At 57.9% G+C, this 19,151-nt stretch carries 19 protein-coding genes and 1 pseudogene; 8 read left to right on the top strand and 12 right to left on the bottom strand.

Annotated elements, in window-relative coordinates:
* Positions 1-3: 3 nt before the first annotated feature.
* The 8 genes from BN3796_RS05260 to rppH all read right to left on the bottom strand — a co-directional run bounded on the left by BN3796_RS05260 (position 4) and on the right by rppH (position 6,602).
* A complete protein-coding gene (locus tag BN3796_RS05260) occupies positions 4-327 on the bottom strand; it encodes a prepilin-type N-terminal cleavage/methylation domain-containing protein (protein WP_061707327.1) in 324 nt (107 codons plus the stop codon).
* Positions 312-713, bottom strand: coding sequence for a DUF2509 family protein (locus BN3796_RS05255; RefSeq protein ID WP_061707326.1), 402 nt, complete (start codon positions 711-713; stop codon positions 312-314). Before BN3796_RS05255 ends, BN3796_RS05260 begins: the two co-directional genes overlap by 16 nt.
* Positions 710-1,267 (bottom strand): prepilin peptidase-dependent protein, encoded by a 558-nt coding sequence (locus BN3796_RS05250; protein WP_061707325.1) that lies wholly within the window; start codon positions 1,265-1,267, stop codon positions 710-712. Before BN3796_RS05250 ends, BN3796_RS05255 begins: the two co-directional genes overlap by 4 nt.
* Positions 1,258-1,722, bottom strand: coding sequence for a prepilin peptidase-dependent protein (locus BN3796_RS05245; protein WP_061707324.1), 465 nt, complete (start codon positions 1,720-1,722; stop codon positions 1,258-1,260). Before BN3796_RS05245 ends, BN3796_RS05250 begins: the two co-directional genes overlap by 10 nt.
* Before the next feature lie 183 nt (positions 1,723-1,905).
* Positions 1,906-2,700 carry a thymidylate synthase gene (thyA, locus tag BN3796_RS05240; RefSeq protein WP_061707323.1) on the bottom strand — a complete coding sequence of 265 codons (795 nt, stop codon included), beginning with the start codon at positions 2,698-2,700 and terminating at the stop codon, positions 1,906-1,908.
* 6 nt (positions 2,701-2,706) lie between these two features.
* Complete coding sequence (gene lgt / locus BN3796_RS05235; protein ID WP_061707322.1) at positions 2,707-3,582, bottom strand: prolipoprotein diacylglyceryl transferase; 876 nt, start codon at positions 3,580-3,582, stop codon at positions 2,707-2,709.
* Positions 3,583-3,812: 230 nt separating this feature from the next.
* Positions 3,813-6,059: a phosphoenolpyruvate--protein phosphotransferase gene (gene ptsP, locus BN3796_RS05230; RefSeq protein WP_061707321.1), complete on the bottom strand. Its 2,247-nt coding sequence runs from the start codon at positions 6,057-6,059 to the stop codon at positions 3,813-3,815.
* Between the two features lie 12 nt (positions 6,060-6,071).
* On the bottom strand, positions 6,072-6,602 hold the full coding sequence (gene rppH / locus BN3796_RS05225) for an RNA pyrophosphohydrolase (protein WP_061707320.1): 531 nt from the start codon (positions 6,600-6,602) through the stop codon (positions 6,072-6,074).
* 454 nt (positions 6,603-7,056) lie between these two features.
* On the opposite strand from rppH, the pseudogene BN3796_RS20935 reads away from it, so the two are divergent.
* The 4 genes and pseudogenes from BN3796_RS20935 to BN3796_RS05210 form a co-directional block, all read left to right on the top strand.
* Positions 7,057-7,131: pseudogene (locus BN3796_RS20935) on the top strand (hypothetical protein); the annotation flags it as partial.
* A 153-nt stretch (positions 7,132-7,284) separates the two neighbouring features.
* Entirely contained in the window at positions 7,285-7,977 is a 693-nt protein-coding gene (gene mutH / locus BN3796_RS05220; RefSeq protein WP_061707319.1) for a DNA mismatch repair endonuclease MutH, read from the top strand.
* Positions 7,978-8,105: 128 nt separating this feature from the next.
* On the top strand, positions 8,106-8,324 hold the full coding sequence (locus tag BN3796_RS05215) for a YgdI/YgdR family lipoprotein (protein WP_061707318.1): 219 nt from the start codon (positions 8,106-8,108) through the stop codon (positions 8,322-8,324).
* A gap of 111 nt (positions 8,325-8,435) precedes the next feature.
* Positions 8,436-9,476, top strand: a complete 1,041-nt coding sequence (locus tag BN3796_RS05210) for an NADP(H)-dependent aldo-keto reductase (protein ID WP_061707317.1) — start codon at positions 8,436-8,438, stop codon at positions 9,474-9,476.
* Positions 9,477-9,517: 41 nt separating this feature from the next.
* Here the strand turns inward: BN3796_RS05210 and lplT are convergent, their stop codons facing one another.
* Both lplT and aas read right to left on the bottom strand, forming a co-directional pair.
* Entirely contained in the window at positions 9,518-10,711 is a 1,194-nt protein-coding gene (gene lplT, locus BN3796_RS05205; protein WP_061707316.1) for a lysophospholipid transporter LplT, read from the bottom strand.
* Positions 10,704-12,863, bottom strand: a complete 2,160-nt coding sequence (gene aas, locus BN3796_RS05200) for a bifunctional acyl-ACP--phospholipid O-acyltransferase/long-chain-fatty-acid--ACP ligase (protein WP_061707315.1) — start codon at positions 12,861-12,863, stop codon at positions 10,704-10,706. Before aas ends, lplT begins: the two co-directional genes overlap by 8 nt.
* A gap of 617 nt (positions 12,864-13,480) precedes the next feature.
* Here aas and galR point away from each other — a divergent pair.
* Complete coding sequence (gene galR, locus BN3796_RS05195) at positions 13,481-14,497, top strand: HTH-type transcriptional regulator GalR (protein WP_061707314.1); 1,017 nt, start codon at positions 13,481-13,483, stop codon at positions 14,495-14,497.
* 183 nt (positions 14,498-14,680) lie between these two features.
* Entirely contained in the window at positions 14,681-15,694 is a 1,014-nt protein-coding gene (locus BN3796_RS05190) for a LacI family DNA-binding transcriptional regulator (protein WP_061707313.1), read from the top strand.
* Here the strand turns inward: BN3796_RS05190 and lysA are convergent.
* Complete coding sequence (lysA, locus tag BN3796_RS05185; protein WP_061707312.1) at positions 15,689-16,951, bottom strand: diaminopimelate decarboxylase; 1,263 nt, start codon at positions 16,949-16,951, stop codon at positions 15,689-15,691. The genes BN3796_RS05190 and lysA overlap by 6 nt on opposite strands.
* Positions 16,952-17,068: 117 nt before the next feature.
* On the opposite strand from lysA, the gene BN3796_RS05180 reads away from it, so the two are divergent.
* Positions 17,069-17,989 carry a LysR family transcriptional regulator gene (locus BN3796_RS05180; RefSeq protein ID WP_061707311.1) on the top strand — a complete coding sequence of 307 codons (921 nt, stop codon included), beginning with the start codon at positions 17,069-17,071 and terminating at the stop codon, positions 17,987-17,989.
* Here BN3796_RS05180 and BN3796_RS05175 read toward each other — a convergent pair.
* Entirely contained in the window at positions 17,986-18,678 is a 693-nt protein-coding gene (locus BN3796_RS05175; RefSeq protein WP_061707310.1) for an aspartate/glutamate racemase, read from the bottom strand. The two genes, BN3796_RS05180 and BN3796_RS05175, sit on opposite strands and share 4 nt — an antisense overlap.
* 136 nt (positions 18,679-18,814) lie before the next feature.
* Between BN3796_RS05175 and BN3796_RS05170 the strand changes: the two genes are divergently transcribed.
* Entirely contained in the window at positions 18,815-19,138 is a 324-nt protein-coding gene (locus tag BN3796_RS05170; RefSeq protein ID WP_061707309.1) for a cupin domain-containing protein, read from the top strand.
* The last annotated feature ends 13 nt before the right edge of the window (positions 19,139-19,151 follow it).

The following is a 19,151-nucleotide window of genomic DNA, read 5'->3' as shown; positions in this document are numbered from 1 at the left end:
AGACTACTTGCTAACCGGGCAATGCAGACGGGTTAACTGCCCCTGCCGCCCCAAAGGAGAAATACTTTTAACCGTGATGCTGACACATCCCGTCTGCGTTGTCTGCATCCGCTTTACCTGCCAGCCTTCGGGTAACTCAGGAGGCTGTAGCTGCGCCTGATTCCAGAGGTGATGCCAGAGCAGACGATACTGGTTTAGCGTGGCGAAGCGGGCAGCCAGCGCCCGCTGCAACCCTGCCAGCGCCAGAACTACCATGACCAGCAGCACCATCGCCAGCAGGGCTTCCACCATGCTGAAACCTGACTCTTTTTTTAAGGTACCTGACACAGCGTTTTCTCCTTGAGCGGGCAAAAGTCGCTCCAGCCATGTGGCGAAAAGCGCACCTGCTCTTTCTGTTGTTCCCCGATGCGCCACAGCAGCATATCGCCCGCTTGTGCAATCAGCACCACGCGCCCCTCATCCAGCTGACGCAGACAAACCTGCCCCTGCGGTGCCTGTCTGCACTCCAGGGGCGCTCCAGCCTGCCATTGCTGAACCCGCCCCCACTCCAGCGCCGACTGGAGAGCCGTCTGGTGCTGGATCGTCAGGCTTTCGCTGGCGACGCTGTGCGTAAAGGCATCAAGCTGTAAACCGAGGCCCGTCAGCGTCATGCTCCCCAGAATCAGCAGTAACAGAACCAGCCCCAGGGAGGAGAGTCCCCGCTGACGATTCACAGATTAAATCCCGTCACGCGTTGACTCACCGTCATCGCACTTTCTGGCCTGCCGGTAAGCGAGCCGGAGAGCAGCACCTCCAGCTGCGGCGCGAAACCGGCCAGCTCGGTTTTATTCACCTGAAAGCGCTGGATCAGGATGCGGCCAGGATCGGTCAGTTTATCCCACCCTTTCCCTTCACAGCCCGTTGCGCCGCGCAGCGTTTCCAGCGCCCCGTCCGTCAGGCGAAAGCCAGTTTGCTCCGCCGCGTAAAGCGGCGACCGCTCCCAGCGGCCGTTGCTGTTAGCGTCCCACTGGACGATAACGCAGCGCTCGTTAATCAATAGCGCGGCACCCTGGCACTGCCCGGCGCAATAGCCTGCGCGCTGAAGCTGTTTGCCCACCGCCATCGCCCGCAGCCAGAGTTCGTCCTCCAGCTCCTGCAGCCCTGCCTGTATGAGGGTGGCCCGCTGCAGCCCCGGCAAAAATCGCGACGCACCAAGCAGCATAATGCTGCTTATCGCCATAGCCAGTAGCACCTCGACAAGTGAAAAACCGTGCTCCTTTAATGGCATACATCCCCTCCCTCGTTGCTGCACATTCTGATTCGCCCGCCGTTTGCGACAATCACTAGCCATTCACCGGCCCGGCTTTGCAGACGTATGCGCCCTGCCCAGGCGGTATCCCTTAATCCATAAAACCCGAGCGACGGCGTAATTTCGACAACAACGATGCCGGGCCAGCGCGGCACCATCACCTGCGAACTTTCCGCCTGACAATCGGCCAGATCGTTCGTTAACAGGCACCACCCTCCTTCTGCCTGGCGAAGGCTGACGATGTGCTCCCGGTTGTGCCCGTTGGCGTCGTTTCGCAACTGAACCAGGTAATCCCGTACCTGCCGGGCGGTTTGCCAGAGCTGCTGCTGCGCCTGCCAGCGCTGCCAGCCCGTTAGCCCCGCGCCGCTCAGCATAACGATCAGCATCATTGCGATCAGGGTTTCAAATAAGGTGAAGCCGCGTTCATTTTTCATGGCGGCAGTGTGGAGAAACAGAAGGGAAAAAACGAATGCTGGATCTGAAAATTGCGAGGCGTTATCCGCTAAATATCACCATTTTCACTGTGTTGCAAAACGCCCGGAAGGGGGCTCGTAAACTGATAAAAGAGGCAAAAAAACCGGCGCTAACAAGCACCGGTTGTGTCAGGATGAGGAGGATCAGATAGCGACCGGGGCTTTAATGCCGGGGTGCGGATCGTAACCTTCAATCTCAAAATCTTCGAAGCGGTAATCGAAGAGAGAGTCTGGCTTACGTTTGATGACCAGCTTCGGCAAGGCGCGCGGCTCGCGGGAAAGCTGCAGGCGCGTCTGTTCCAGGTGGTTGCTGTAAAGGTGCGTATCACCGCCGGTCCAGACGAAATCGCCCACCTCAAGATCGCACTGCTGCGCCATCATATGCACCAGTAAGGCATAGCTGGCGATATTAAACGGCAGGCCGAGGAAAACGTCGCAGGAACGCTGATACAACTGGCAGGAGAGTTTGCCGTCAGCCACATAAAACTGGAAAAATGCGTGGCACGGCGCCAGCGCCATTTTATCCAGCTCGCCCACGTTCCAGGCGGAGACGATAATGCGGCGCGAGTCCGGGTCGTTCTTCAGCTGGTTGATAACGGTGGAAATCTGGTCAATATGGCGGCCATCAGGCGTAGGCCAGGCGCGCCACTGTTTGCCGTAAACCGGGCCCAGATCGCCGTTTTCGTCAGCCCACTCGTCCCAGATCGTGACGTTATTCTCATGCAAATAGGCCACATTGGTGTCGCCTTGCAGGAACCAGAGCAGTTCATGAATGATCGAGCGCAAATGGCAGCGCTTGGTTGTCACCAGCGGAAAGCCTTCCTGCAAATTGAAGCGCATCTGGTGGCCAAAAATGGAGAGCGTACCGGTGCCGGTGCGGTCGTTTTTCGGCGTGCCCTCATGGAGCACTTTTGTCATCAGTTCAAGATACTGTTTCATGGTTCCTCAGGAAAGCTGTTGCTGTGGACGACGACGATACGCCCAAATCATCATAATTGCGCCCGCGACGATCATCGGGATGGAGAGAATCTGCCCCATGCTGATGTACTGTACCCATTCGCCGGTAAACTGCGCATCCGGCTGGCGGAAGAACTCCACGATGATACGAAACGCGCCATAACCAATCAGGAAGAGACCCGATACGGCCCCCATTGGGCGCGGCTTGCGGATAAAGAGATTGAGGATGATAAACAGCACCACGCCTTCCAGCGCCAGCTCGTAAAGCTGTGACATGTGGCGCGGCAGTACGCCGTAGGTATCAAAGATCGACTGCCACTCCGGGTGTGATGGCAGCAGCGCCATATCTTCTGCCCGCGAGCCCGGGAAGAGCATGGTAAACCTGAAGCCAGGATCGACGCGTCCCCACAGTTCACCGTTAATGAAGTTACCCAGACGCCCCGCGCCAAGCCCAAACGGGATCAGGGGAGCAATAAAATCTGACACCTGGAAGAAGTGGCGTTTCGTGCGTTTAGCAAAGATGACCATTACCAGGATGACGCCAATCAGGCCGCCATGGAAGGACATGCCGCCGTCCCAGACGCGGAACAGATAGAGCGGATCGCTGAGGAAAACCGGCAAATTGTAAAACAGCACGTAGCCGATACGTCCACCCAGGAAGACGCCGAGGAAGCCGGCGTAGAGCAGATTTTCAACTTCGTTTTTCGTCCATCCACTACCCGGACGGCTGGCGCGACGGCCTGCCAGCCACATGGCAAAGACGAAGCCGACAAGATACATCAGGCCGTACCAGTGAAGCGAAACGGGGCCGATGGAAAAAAGAACCGGATCGAAGTCCGGAAAATGCAGATAACCACTATTCATCTGTCACCACAAGCTCTTGTTATTCCGCCGAAAGTGGACAGCGGTAGTTAAGCGCACGCGGTTTTGTCCGCGCTCCAAAGGTGCGAATCATAGCACAAGGCGGGCGCAGGTGATGCGCTGTGATGTAAAAGATGTGTATAAGCCCGGAGGGGGCCCTCTCCCCGCAGGGGAGAGGGAACAGACCGAGCCAGAGGAGGGCTTTTACTCTTACTGAAGGCAGAAGAGCGAGGTTAACGACCGCCGCGGATAAGACCGCCCATACCGCGGCGCTCCATAAAGGCGGCGACCTGGTGGCGTACCTCGGCGGCCATCTGCGCCTCAAGGCAGCGCGTCGCCAGGGCGTGTGCATCCGCATGGTCGATATGGCGCAGCAGATATTTTACACGCGCCACCGAACGGCCATTCATGGAGAGGTGACGATAACCCAGCCCGATGAGTAGCGCGACGCACATGGAATCCCCCGCCATCTCACCGCATAAGCGCAGATCGATGCCATTACGCTCCGCCTCCTGGGCGATCATCGCCAGCGCCCGCAGCATAGCCGGATGGAGACTATCGTAAATATTCGCCACCCGCGTGTTGTTACGATCCACCGCCAGAATGTACTGGGTCAGATCGTTGGTGCCGACAGAGATAAAGTCGACGCGACTGGCCAGCTGCGGGAGCATAAAGACCATTGACGGCACTTCCAGCATCACCCCCAGACGAGGTTTCGGGATAGCGTAGCCAATCATCTCCTCCACTTCTCGTCCGGCACGCTCGATGAGGCGACGCGCTTCGTCAACCTCATCAAGGCTGGTGACCATCGGCAGCAGAATACTGAGATTCCCGGTTGCCGCGTTGGCGCGCAGCATGGCACGCACCTGGATCAGGAAGATCTCCGGCTGATCAAGGGTGATGCGGATCCCGCGCCAGCCAAGACAGGGGTTCTCTTCGCTGATCGGCATGTAAGGCAGCTGCTTATCCGCCCCGACGTCAAGGGTGCGTAGCGTGACCGGTTTATCGTTGAACATCTGCAACATTCCCTGATACTGCGCCACCTGCTCCTCTTCCGAGGGGAAGCCGCTCTGCAGCATAAAGGGAATTTCAGTACGATAAAGGCCGATACCGTCAATACGGCTGCCGAGCTTCTCCTCATGTTCAGGACTCAGCCCCGCGTTGAGCATCACCTTCACCCGCTCGCCGCTTTTCAGCTGGGCGGGCAGGTTAACGTCATCCTCCGCCAGTTTGCTCAGCTCGTTCTCTTCGCTGATAAGACGCTGGTACTCCTGCAGCAGCACCGGCTCAGGATCGACCAGCAGCTCGCCGCGATAGCCGTCCACCACTACGGTGCGCCGGTGGAGCACCGAAGGCTGGATATCGGCCCCCATCACCGTGGGAATGCCAAGCGCACGAACCATGATCGCCGCGTGGGAGTTCGCGGCGCCGTCGCGGACCACGACGCCTGCCAGCCTGTCCTGCGGCAGCTCAGCAAGCGTCGTCGCGGAAAGCTCATCCGCTATCAGCACAAAGCGTTCAGGCCAGGCATTGGCACCCTGAACGGTATCATCCAGATGGAACAGCAGTCGCTGGCCGAGCGTACGCAGATCGCCCGCCCGCTCTTTCAGGTAGCCATCCGTTAAGGCGGCAAACTGCTCGGCAAACTTTTCAATGACCTTCTTAACCGCCCACTCTGCAACCGAACCTTTATCAACTTCAGAGAAAAGTTCGCGCCGCAGGCGGGCATCTGAGAGCAGATGTGAATAGAGATCGAAGATTGCCGCCGTCTCTTTCTGCGCGCCGGCGGCAAAACGCTTGCTGTAACGACGAAACTCCCCCGCCGCCTCTTCCAGCGCGCCGGTCAGCCGCTCGCGCTCGCGGGAGGTGTCGAGCGTAGAGGCCTCATAGACCTGCTCCATCAGCGGCAGCGTGGCATCCATCCAGCCTTCGGCAATAGCCACCCCCGGCGAGGCAGGAAGCGCCCGAATCCGGGTATGCCGGAACTGACCAAACAGCGCGGCAAGCTGAGACTGAGAGAGGATCGCCGCCATCTGGGTGGCAAGCGTAACGAGGAAGGATTCTTCGCTTTCATCATACTGGCGCAGCTCACGCTGCTGTACCACCAGCACGCCCAGGAGCTGGCGCCGCTGAATAATCGGCACCCCCAGAAAGGCGCGGAAGCGTTCTTCTTTTACGGACGGGATATATTTAAAGCTGGGGTGCTTTTGCGCGTCGGCAAGGTTGATAGGCTCTGCCAGCCGCCCTACCAGACCGACGATACCCTCATCAAAGGCGAGCGCAACGGTACGCCCGCGCGGCTTTTTTAAGCCGCGGGTCGCCATCAGGTAGTAACAACGCCTGTCGTGATCGGCCAGATAGACCGAGCAGACCTCCGTTTCCATCGCAAGGCAGATCTCGGTGACCAGAATGTTCAGCGCCTCGTTCAGACGCGGCGCACTGGCCACCTTTTCTACTATTTCTCGCAGGCGGGTGAGCATGATGTGCGTAGCTTAACCTCTTTTACGTCGCCAGGCTGGCGCGCTTTGCGGCTTCGGAGTGGTCTCCTGAAGCGCCATCACGACGCCAGCAAATTCTTTCATCACCCTGCGGTAAACATCGCGTTTAAAAGACACGACCTGACGAACGGGATACCAATAGCTCACCCAGCGCCAGCCATCAAATTCTGGCGTACTGCTGGTTTGCATATTAATTTCCGAATCGTTGCTCACCAATTGCAGAAGAAACCATTTTTGTTTCTGGCCGATACATACCGGCTTTGTGTCCCAACGCACCAAACGTTTCGGTAATTTGTAACGCAACCAGTTGCGGGTCGAAGCAAGGATACGCACATCCTTGCGGTGTAAACCGACCTCTTCGAACAGCTCCCGGTACATCGCCTGCTCTGCGGACTCCCCCGGGTTAATCCCGCCCTGCGGGAACTGCCACGAGTGTTGACCATATCGTCTTGCCCACATTACCTGACCCTGACGATTACAAATTACGATACCGACATTCGGGCGGTAGCCATCGTCATCAATCACCGGACTACCCCAAACTAAACTTTATATATAAATGATTGTTTCACACTCCAGGGAGGCGGTAAACCACTCTCTTACCGCGCCATAACCGGATAACAATTGAATAACTCACAATTATCAGCCGAGTTATAAACAGATAAGCCCCTCCAGACTCGATTTTATTCACCTTTTCTGTGGATATACTTGTGAAAAAGTATGGAATTAGCGATGGACAACCCTTGTGAACACATTTTCCCACAGACAAGAACGTAAAATCAAAGCGCTATATTTCATAAGGTTAGACAGATTTTATTTCGCCTTTAGTGGTTTAATGTGACCTCCATCACATCAGGGATCGTTGTAGTGATGAAAGATCGAGCAACGTCGGTTTTATCCACAGATTGTGCCAATAAGTTAGGCACAATTTGTCTGAAAATTCGATTTTCGTCCCACGTCAAGGCTGTAAATCAAACCAGTAGTGGGGGTTATTCCCAGTTATCCCATTTTTCTGTGGATAACATGGTGTAAGATCCTGTTCATTGTCAGTGACCAGATTTGAACAACCCGTTGTTGTGGGAAAAAAGGCGCTGAGAAATCTCCGAAAAAACCATGTAAATCATAGCGCTGTCACAGCTGTTCAGAAAAAGATAAACTCTGTCCACAAGGCCGCTTTTCATTGCTTAATTTTTAACCAAAGAGATCGTCTATGCTTCCGCTTGCTCCCCTCCTCTCTCCTCCCACGACTGAAGCGCAGCTGCTGCACCAGGCGCAGCGGCTGGCGGGGTATACGCTGGGCGAACTGGCGGCGCTGGCAGGTCTGCCGGTTCCGTTGGATCTCCGGCGTGATAAAGGCTGGATCGGCGTTCTGCTGGAGCGCTGGCTGGGCGCCAGCGCTGGCAGCAAACCGGAACAGGATTTTGCCGCGCTTGGCGTAGAGTTAAAAACGATCCCGATCGACAGCCTGGGCAGGCCGCTGGAGACGACATTCGTCTGCGTAGCGCCGCTGACCGGCAACAGCGGCGTCACCTGGGAGAGCAGCCACGTGCGCCACAAGCTCAGACGCGTACTCTGGGTGCCGGTAGAAGGTGAGCGGCAGATCCCGCTGGCGGACCGGCGCGTTGGCACGCCCCTGCTCTGGAGCCCTAATGAAGAGGAGGAGCGCCAGCTCAGCCAGGACTGGGAAGAGCTGATGGATATGATTGTGCTGGGCCAGGTTGAGCGCATCACCGCGCGCCACGGGGAGGTGTTACAGCTGCGTCCGAAAGCCGCCAACAGCAAAGCGCTGACCGAGGCCATCGGCGCGCACGGCGAACCGATACTGACGCTGCCCCGCGGTTTTTATCTGAAAAAGAACTTCACCGGCGCATTATTGGCCCGACATTTCCTGATAAAAACATAATTTCATACGAAGAGTGTGTGATATCAAACATAAATTGCCGTTTTTTAAGATTTAACTACTTTCTCATCACCGCATATCGGGTTATTACTACACTCTGTTTGAATATAAGCCAGGTGAGGACAATAACGATGAAAAAATGGGCAGTCTTAATCTCAGCGGTGGGTTTAGCGTGTGTCGTTTCAGGCTGTAGCAGCGACTACGTCATGGCAACCAAAGATGGCCGTATGATTTTGACCGACGGTAAACCCCAGGTAGATGATGATACCGGCCTGGTCAGCTATGAAGATCTGCAGGGCAATAAAATGCAGATTAACCGCGACGACGTTTCCCAGATTATCGAACGCTAATATTTTCCAGGTCAGCCGCTTGCTGACCTTTTTCTCTTTTCCTCTTCCCCTTTTCTCTCCCCTCTGCCATGTTTATAGACCCTAAAATCCTTCTTATTAAGGAAGCTGGCAATGCATTATCACCGTATTCCCCTCAGCACGCTGGAAATCAGCCAGTTAGGGCTGGGCACGATGACGTTTGGTGAACAAAACAGCGAAGCCGATGCGCATGCTCAACTGGACTACGCCGTCAGCCAGGGCATTAACCTTATCGACGTCGCCGAGATGTATCCGGTGCCGCCGCGCCCTGAAACGCAGGGACTAACCGAAACTTATGTCGGCAACTGGCTGGCAAAACGCGGCAACCGCGAAAAGCTGGTTATCGCCTCCAAAGTGAGCGGCCCGGCGCGCAACAATGACAACGGTATCCGCTCAAACCAGATCCTGGATCGCAAAAATATTCGCGAAGCGCTGGATGCCAGCCTTAAGCGCCTGCAAACCGACTACCTCGATCTCTACCAGGTTCACTGGCCGCAGCGTTCGACCAACTGTTTTGGCAAGCTGGGATACAGCTGGAGCGACAGCGCGCCGGTGGTTAGCCTGCTTGAAACCCTTGAAGCGTTAACAGAGTGCCAGCGCGCCGGTAAAATTCGCTATATTGGCGTCTCCAACGAGACGGCGTTTGGGGTGATGCGTTACCTGCATCTGGCGGATAAACACGATCTGCCGCGCATCGTCACCATTCAGAACCCCTACAGCCTGCTGAACCGCAGCTACGAGGTGGGCCTGGCGGAAGTCTCCCAGTATGAGGGGGTGGAGCTGCTGGCCTACTCATGCCTCGGTTTTGGCACCCTCACCGGGAAATACCTTAACGGCGCGAAACCCGCCGGGGCGCGAAATACGCTGTTTAGTCGTTTCACCCGCTATAGCGGCGAACAGACGCAAAAAGCGGTGGCGGCCTATGTGGATATCGCCAGACGCCACGGCCTCGATCCGGCCCAGATGGCGCTGGCTTTTGTCCGCCGCCAGCCCTTTGTCGCCAGCACCCTGCTGGGCGCGACAACGCTTCAACAGCTTAAAACCAATATCGACAGTTTTAATCTGACCTTAAGCGAAGCGGTATTAGAGGAGATTGAAGCGGTGCATCAGGTCTATACCTATCCGGCACCGTAACAGAAGATGCCCGGCGGCAGAGCGCCGCTGGGCCATTGCGACTAGCGGCGACGCTGCCAGATCCACAGACCGGCAATCGACAGCGCAAACAGCACACCAAATCCGATCCCTGTCCCCACCACCGATACCCCTGCCTTAATAGCCAGCGAAAAGATTCCCAGCATCAAAAGCATGGCGGTGTTTTCACCGAGATTCTGCACCGCAATCGCGTTACCGGCGCCAACGGTCTGTTTACCGCGTTCCTGCAGCAGCGCGTTGAGCGGCACCACGAAGAACCCGCCCAGGATCCCCACCAGAACGAGCAACGCGTAAGAAGGGAGCAGCGCGTGCTGCAAGGAGAAGAAAGTGACCACCACGCCAATCAGGATCCCGGCGGGCATACAGCGGGCCACGCTCTCCAGCGTCACCAGCTTCGCGGCGGCGCCCGCCCCGACGACGATCCCTACCGCCACCATCGCATTCAGGTAGGTCGGCGTGGCGTTGTCGGTAAGTCCAAGCGCCACCGGCACCCACAGCACCAGCAAAAAGCGCAGCGTGACGCCCGCCCCCCAGAAAAGACTGGTGCCCATCAACGAGAAGCGAGTTTCGCCGTTGCGCCACAGCACGCGGCAGGCGCTGAAGAAGCTGGCGGTCATCGGAGTGAAACGCCATGACTGACCGGGACGGGCCGCGGGAAGCTTCGGAATAAAGAGGTTAGCGATGACCGCGCCGCCATAGGCCACCGCGCAAAAGGCCAGAGCCGCCAGCACATGCCAGTCGGCCAGCTTGCCGCCCGCCACCGAGCCCAGCAGGATCGCAGCGATGGTTGAGGACTCCATCAGCCCATTCGCTTTAACCAGCTTATCGCCGGTGGTCAGCTCCCCGAGGATGCCGTACTTCGCTGGCGAATAAGCTGCCGCGCCAATCCCCACCAGCAGATAGCCCACAAACGGATTAACGCCGAAGCAGATGCTAGCCGCCCCCAGCAGCTTGAGGCCGTTGGCGAACATCATCACCCGCCCTTTAGAGAAGCTGTCCGCCACCTGGCCGACAAAGGGGGCAAACACGATGTAAGCGCCCACAAACACCATCTGCAGGATCGGCTGGCTCCAGTCGGGGTAAAACTCCGCTTTCAGCAGTGCCAGCGTGGCAAAGAGCAGCGCGTTATCTCCGAACGCCGAAAGGAACTGCGCGGCGGTGACCGCCACCATTCCCTTCGACCAGAGTGAAACGTTAGTGTGTACTGACTCACGCATCTGGCTGCTCCGCCTCATTAACCATGCTTTTTAGCGTGACAAAATCGGGCTTACCGCTGCCAAGCAGCGGCAGCTGTTTGAGATAGCGGATATCGCGCGGCACCGCCAGCTCCGGCACGCCGCTGGCGCGGGCATGCTGCAGCAGGTTTTCCCGCTTAAGCTCGCTGTCGGTGGTAAAGAGCACCAGCGCCTCCCCTTTGATCGCATCGGTTTTGATCGCCGTGGCGTGCATTTTGTCGGGCGAGACCGCGGTGGCAAGCTGTTCGACCATCTCCAGCGAGACCATTTCGCCCGCGATTTTGGCGAACCGTTTGGCGCGCCCCTGGATCTGCACAAAGCCCTGCTCATCAAATCGCACGATGTCCCCGGTGTCATACCAGCCGGGCTCCATTTCGCCGTTGACATTTTCCGCCGTGGGCCGCTCCAGCACGCCCGGGTTTTCCACCCGCAGATAGCCGTTCATCACGTTTGGCCCCTTAAGCTGCAGGCGCCCGCCCTCATCAATGCCGGGCACCGCCAGCAGGCGGGCATCCATGCCCGGCAGAATACGCCCGACCGTGCCGGGTTTCGCCGCCATCGGCACGTTGATGGAGACTACCGGCGCGCATTCGGTCACGCCGTAGCCTTCCAGAATGCGCAGGCCAAATTTATCCTGCCAGATCTGACGGGTGCTCTCCTGGAGCTTTTCAGCCCCCGCCACCACGTAGCGCAGACGGTAAAAGTCGTACGGGTTGGCAAAACGGGCATAGTTGCCCAGAAAGGTGGAGGTACCAAACAGTACGGTACAGTTACGGTCATACACCAGTTCCGGCACCATGCGATAGTGCAGCGGGCTGGGGTAAAGAAAGACTTCCGCCCCAGTCAGAAGCGGCGTGAAAAGTCCCACGGTCAGGCCGAAAGAGTGGAACAGCGGCAGCGCCGACATAAAGCGGTCATTGGCGGTAAAGTCGGCGATGGTTTTGATCTGCTCTACGTTCGCCAGCAGGCTTTTGTGGCTATGCACCACTCCTTTCGGGTGGCCTTCCGAGCCGGAGGTAAAGAGGATCACCGCATCATCTTCCGGCTGCTGTTTCACCTGCGCCAGACGCGGCGCCAGCAGATGGGCGAAAATCCACAGCTTGTCCGCGAGCGTGACGTCAGCTTTCAGATCCTCCAGAAAGACCCAGCGCACCTGGGTAAGTTGCTCAGGCAGATGCCAGAGTTTGCCTTTTTCCAGAAACTGCCGGGAGGTGAAGATAGTGTTGATCTGCGCGGCGGTAATGGCACTGCTTAACCCTTTTATTCCGGCGGTGTAGTTCATCATCGCCGGGATACGCCCGCGAGAGACGGCACCGAAAATCACCGCTGCGCTGATGCCAGCGTTAGGCAGCATCAGGCCAATCTTCTCGCCCTGCTGGCTGTATTTCTCAAGGATACGTCCGACAAAGAGAGTCTTGGTCAGCAGCTTGCGGTAGCTATCCGGCGTAAAGTTAATATCTTCTATGCAGTTCTTACCGGCGCCGTAGCGGGATTGCGCCCTGAGCAGCGATTCGTAAAGCGTTTCGCGGGGGCGCACCGCCATACGGGCTTCCATCATGATCTGGTGCAGCATCTCCCCGGCGATTTTGCGGCGTTCGCGGGCGCGCGGCGCATCCGGCATCGGCAGCTGCGTCGGGGGAAGAAGATGGAGGGTGATGCGGGGGAAGAGGCGCTGTTTGACCAGGCCTTTCAGGCGACTAAAGTAAGTGAGCTCCGCCCCTTCAATGCGCAGCGGCACGACCGTCGCGCCCGATTTGGCCGCCACAAAGCCTGCGCCATCATAAATCTTCATCAGCGACCCGGTAACGGAGATTCGCCCTTCCGGGAAAATCACAACGGGACGCCCCTGCTCCACCAGCCGCACCAGATGTTTAATCATCATCGGGCGCGTGGGGTCGAGCGGTACAAAATCGATAAGCGGCGCGAGCCAGCGCATATACCACTGCTGGCTGATAGAGGTATAGACCGCAAACACCGGGCGTACCGGCAAAAAGAGTGCCAGCAGGATCCCGTCGATAAACGAGACGTGATTAGGCACGATCATCACGCGCTCGCCGCGTAACGCCCGGGTATCGCCAGTCAGTTGGATACGAAAAAGTACGCGAAAAAGCGTACGAAAAAACCCAAAAAGCATTTCAACTCCCTTTGCCTGTCGTCGGCTGACATTGAATGTTGGCAGATTACACGAGAAGCGCAGGAGGGGCGACAGCTAAAATGAGGGCGAAAAAAAACCTGCGCATCCGCGCAGGTTGGTGCAAGAGATGAGTACGAATCCGTACCAAGAATTCTCACCAATCAATACCTCTGGGATCTTGATTGTGGCTCTCGCCCCTGCCGTGCACCAGCGGGAAAACGCAAGGGAATGAACCGAAGTGCAACGAGGTATGTCTATTCTGTATAGCTGTTACACATTGATGTAACGGCAAAAAAAAACCTGCGTATAAACGCAGGCTGGTGTAATTTGTGTTAATCAACTCAGGGTTGATTTTCACCTATCAATACCTCTGGGATCTCGACTGTATCAATGGGCCGCCGCCCCCCACCAGCGCATAAACGCAACAGCCTGAGGCAAAGTGTAACCAAAGATTCCGTTTGACATTATTCAGACATGCTTCGCCGTGTAACGCCGCCCTTCTCTTCCCCTGTTCTGCGTCACGTTTGAGAAAAGCGCCCGCGCGCGACCCTTGAATGGGCCTCGCTTTTCCGCAACACTATGAGGTGTGTAAACGCTTACCCTGAAGAAGGTCCTAAATGGCGACAATAAAAGATGTGGCCCGGCTGGCGGGTGTCTCCGTCGCGACCGTCTCGCGCGTAATTAACGACTCGCCGAAAGCCAGCGATAATTCACGTCAGGCCGTCATCAGTGCCATGGAGTCCCTGAACTACCATCCCAATGCCAACGCCCGGGCGCTGGCCCAGCAGTCAACCGAAACGGTGGGTCTGGTGGTGGGCGACGTCTCCGACCCGTTCTTTGGCGCGATGGTAAAAGCGGTGGAACAGGTGGCCTACCAGACGGGCAATTTTCTGCTGATCGGCAACGGCTACCACAGCGAACAAAAAGAGCGGCAGGCGATCGAGCAGCTCATTCGCCACCGCTGTGCCGCGCTGGTGGTGCACGCCAAGGTGCTCTCCGACGCCGAACTGCTGCATCTGATGAATCAGATCCCCGGCATGGTCTTGATCAACCGTATTATTCCGGGCTACGAGACGCGCTGCGTCGCGCTGGACGATCGCTACGGCGCGTGGCTCGCCACACGCCATCTGATCCAGCAGGGGCATACCCGCATCGGCTATCTCTGCTCCAATCACCAGATTTCCGACGCGGAGGATCGCCTTAAGGGCTACTACGACGCCCTGCGTGAAAATGGTCTGCCCTGTAACGACAGGCTCGTCACCTACGGTGAACCGGATGAGAGCGGCGGCGAGCAGGCGATGACCGAGCTGCTGGGCCGCGGCCGCCATTTTACCGCCGTCGCCTGCTATAACGACTCGATGGCCGCCGGCGCGATGGGGGTGCTGAACGATAACGGTATAGAGGTGCCGGCGGAAATCTCCCTGATTGGCTTTGATGATGTGCTGGTGTCGCGCTACGTACGCCCGCGTCTGACCACCGTTCGCTACCCTATCGTGACGATGGCGACGCAGGCAGCGGAGCTGGCGCTGGCGCTGGCGGAGAAAAGGCCGCCGCCAGAGATTACCCACCTTTTCAGCCCGACGCTGGTGCGCCGCCACTCGGTAGTGGCCCCCCCGGACTCAGAGAACGAATAACCCCGGCGCGGAGCCGTGCTGCGGCTCCTCTTTTTGCCCCCTCCCGCCGCGATGCGTAACGAAGAAACCGCGAAGGCGTTGCTAAAAACCGTGATCGTGATGGGATTTTCCTCTCCCCGCCCCGCTTATGGTACTGAAGGTCTGTGTTAAACTGCATTCGATGACGTAAATCAGGAATGACGAATGGTAACGATGCTGGATGTCTCACTGCGCGCGGGCGTCTCTAAAGCCACCGTTTCGCGCGTGCTGAACGGCACGGGTCAGGTAAAAGAGAGCACGCGTCAGCAGGTCTTTAACGCGATGGAGGAGCTGGGGTATCGCCCGAACTTTCTGGCGCGCTCGCTGGCAAACCGAACGAGCAACAGCATTGGTCTGGTTGTCTCTACTTTTGATGGTTTCTATTTTGGCCGCCTTTTACAGCAGGCGTCGCGCCAGACGGAAACCCACGGCAAACAGCTGATTGTCACCGACGGGCACAACACCCCGACGCGTGAAGAAGAGGCGGTGCAGATGCTGGCCGACCGGCAGTGCGACGCCATTATCCTCTATACCCGCTACATGAGCGAAAAGGCGATTATGTCGCTTATCCACAGCGTCAGGATGCCGCTTATCGTGATAAACCGCGATGTCAGCCAGGCGCGGGATCGCTGCGTCTTTTTCGAGCAGCAGGAGGCGGCTTTCAGGGCCGTTGACTACCTGATAGGTCAGGGCCACCGCGAGATCGCCTGTATCACCGTTCCCATTCATACCCCCACCGGTAAAGCGCGTCTGGCGGGCTATCGGCAGGCGCTGGAAAAGCATGGCATTCCGTGGGATGACAGGCGGGTAAAGTATGGTGATGCCGGCATGACGCGGGGGTATGAGCTGTGTCAGGCGCTGCTTAACGAAAAGGCGACTTTTAGCGCGCTGTTTGCCTGCAATGATGATATGGCGCTGGGCGCCTCAAAAGCGTTGCACCAGGCGGGGCTGCGTATTCCTGAAGATATTTCGCTGTTTGGTTTTGACGACGCCCCGAGCGCGAAATGGCTCGAACCTGCCCTTTCGACTGTCTATCTGCCGATCGACAATATGATCACGACCGCAATCGATCAGGCGATCCGGCTGGCGAGCGGCCAGCCGATCGAGCCGATCCCGCCCTTCACCGGCACGCTGGTTCTGCGTGATTCGGTGACGACGGGACCCTACCTGACCTTATAACTGCTCCAGCGCGATCAGCTCCTGGATGGTCTGGCGACGGCGGATCAGTCGCGCCTCGCCACGATCGAACAGCACTTCCGGCAGCAGCGGGCGGCTGTTGTAGTTGGAGGACATTGACGCGCCGTAGGCGCCGGTGTCGTGCAACACCAGATAGTCGCCCGGCATCACCTGCGGCAGCGCACGCGTTTCGACCTTACCGCCCTCCTGCTGGGTAAAGACATCCCCCGATTCGCACAGCGGCCCGGCCACCACGGTGTCGATAAGCGGCGCCTGGCTCAGGTCGCGGCCATCCGCCGGCAGAACGCTGATGTGGTGGTAGCTCCCATACATGGAGGGGCGCATCAGGTCGTTAAACCCTGCATCAATCAGCACGAAGTGGCGGCTGCCCATCTCTTTTACGCTGCGCACCTGGGCGACCAGCACGCCCGCTTCGGCCACGAGAAAACGGCCCGGCTCAAGTTCAAGCTTCACCGGATGGCCCAGGTGAGCGGCGATTTTGTCACGCGCCGCGCTCCAGAGACCGTAGTAATGATCGGTATCGATCGCCTCCTCCCCTTCACGGTAAGGGATCGACAGCCCGCCGCCTGCTGAGATCGCCTCCAGATCCTGATCGAAGGCGATCGCCTGGTTGACCATCGCGCCGCACACCTGTTCCAGATGACCATAATCCACGCCGGAGCCGATATGCATATGAATGCCCACCAGCTTCAGGCCGTAGCGCTTAATTACCTCCAGCGCCGCGGGCAGATCGCTGTGCCAGATGCCGTGCTTGCTGTTTTCGCCGCCGGTGTTGGTTTTCTGGCTGTGCCCATGACCAAAGCCGGGGTTAACGCGCAGCCAGACGCGATGGCCAGGCGACGCTTCGCCAAGCTGCGCCAGCATATCCACCGATCCGGCGTTAACCGGGATCTGCAGTTCTCGCACCCGCGCAAGCGTCGCCTCGTCGATCAGATCGGCGGTAAAGACAATGGCATCGGCGTCGCTCTGCGGATCGTAGCCCGCCGCCAGGGCGCGTTCGATCTCTCCCAGTGAAACGGAGTCGACCTTCACCCCCTGCTCGCGCATCAGGCGCAGAATGTGGATATTCGAACAGGCTTTCTGGGCGAACCGTACCACGTCGAACTGGTGCAGGGCCGCGATGCGATCGCGCACGATCTGCGCATCATAGACCCAGACCGGGCAGCCAAATTCGGCGGGCAGGCGCAGCAGGTTCGTGGCGTTCAGATCGGTATCAGTACTGTTGAGCGGGCGAGGCATGGCTATCTCCGTAAAATCATTTTCCTCATTACGCCACAGAGTTCATGCGATAAAAAATATCGTTTTGTCGTCAGTCTATGCAAAAATGATATGGCTTTGTCATTTAACAGGTGTCCTATGCCCGCCGTTAATCTACGCCATATTGAAATTTTTCACGCGGTGATGACCGCCGGTAATCTGACCGAAGCGGCGCAGATGCTGCACACCTCCCAGCCGACGGTAAGCCGCGAGCTGGCGCGTTTTGAAAAGGTACTGGGGCTGACGCTGTTTGAGCGCACGCGCGGGCGTTTGCACCCCACCGTTCAGGGGCTGCGGCTGTTTGAAGAGGTACAACGCTCCTGGTACGGGCTGGATCGGATCCTGAGCGCGGCGGAGAGTTTGCGGGAGTTTCGTCAGGGAGAGCTGTCGGTTGTCTGTCTGCCGGTCTTTTCCCAGTCCTTTTTGCCGCCGCTGATCCAGCCGTTTCTGGCACGCTACCCGGAGGTGAACCTCACCATCGTGCCGCAGGAGTCGCCGCTGCTGGAGGAGTGGCTCTCCGCGCAGCGTCACGATTTAGGCCTGACCGAAACGCGGGTAACGCCTGCGGGAACCGTACGCACCGAGCTGCTTACCCTGGATGAAGTTTGCGTATTGCCGAAGGGCCATCCGCTGGCCGCCAGAAGCGTATTGACCCCCGCCGATTTTCATGGCGAAAACTATATCAGCCTGTCGCAGAGCGACAGCTACCGGCATCTGCTCGATTCGCTGTTTGCGGAACATCAGGTGAAGCGGCGGATGGTGGTGGAGACCCACAGCGCCGCGTCGATTTGCGCGCTGACGCGGGCGGGAGTGGGGATCGCGGTGGTAAATCCCCTGACGGCGATGGACTACGCCAGCGATATCGTCATCCGCCCGTTCAGCGTCAGCGTCCCCTTTACCGTGAGCCTGGTTCGCCCCCGGCACCGCCCCAGCTCCTCCCTGGTGGAGGCCTTTACCGCCCACCTTACCGCACAGGCGCGGCAGGTGGTGCAGCGCCTTCCCGATCTGCTACAGCGTTAGGAGAGCATAAAAGCCACCGCGTCGGCGGCATGAATGGCGGCGGTATCAAAAACCGGGATCGGGCTTTCCGCGGCGGGGATCAGCAGCCCGATCTCCGTACAGCCGAAGATAACGCCCTGTGCCCCCTGCTTCGCCAGCCCCGCTATCACCTGCAGATAGTAGTGGCGGGCGGCGTCGCTGAAGGTGCCAAGACAGAGCTCTTCAAAAATGATCCGGTTAATACGCTCCCGCTCCTCGGTATCGGGAATAAGAGAGTCAATGGCAAACCGCTCGCGCAGCCGACCCCGGTAAAAATCCTGCTCCATGGTGTAGCGCGTTCCCAGCAGCGCCACGCGGTCCATTCCGGCGGCGGTAATCGCCCGACCGGTGGCGTCGGCGATATGCAGAAACGGCAGCGGGCAGCGCGCCTCTATCTGCGCGGCCACCTTATGCATGGTGTTGGTACAGAGGACGATCCCCTCGGCGCCTGCCCGCTCTAATCCTGCCGCGGCCCCGGCCAGTATCTCGCCCGCCTTGTCCCAGTCGCCGCTGGCCTGGCAGGCTTCAATTTCATGAAAATCCACGCTGTGCAGGATCAGGCTCGCCGAATGCAGGCCACCGAGACGCGCTTTTATCCCTTCATTGATCAGGCGGTAATAGGGAATAGTTGACTCCCAGCTCATGCCGCCCAACAGGCCGATTGTTTTCATGGTCGCTCCTTAATGGTTTTCCCCAGTGAAACAAACTTGTGATCCTGTTTCCACTTATTTGCGCTGCCATTTTCTTTTATTCAGGGCTGCGATAAATTAAATGAAACATTGTTTCACTATAAAACAGGACGCTATCATGTTTATTTTTCACAAAGAGACGTCGCTTGAAGATCTGGGCAACGGCGTCACGCGACGTATTCTGGCGCATGACGGCAAGATGATGGCCGTCGAGGTTAATTTTGAAGAGGGGGCGGTCGGCCCGCTGCATAATCACCCGCATGAACAGCTGACCTACGTGCTCTCGGGCGAGTTTGAATTTACCATCGGCGAGGAAAAACATATCGTGACCAAAGGCGATACGCTCTATAAAAAGCCTGGCGTTATGCACGGCTGCGTCTGCCTCAAGCCCGGCACCCTGCTGGATACCTTTACGCCGGTGCGGGAAGATTTTCTGAAATAATGCAAAAGGCGGC

Origin of the sequence: Pseudenterobacter timonensis, assembly GCF_900021175.1 — a bacterium.
In the GTDB taxonomy this organism is placed as follows: domain Bacteria; phylum Pseudomonadota; class Gammaproteobacteria; order Enterobacterales; family Enterobacteriaceae; genus Enterobacter; species Enterobacter timonensis.
Note: the sequence above shows the minus strand (reverse complement) of the source record. Positions and strands in the feature narration are given on the sequence as shown.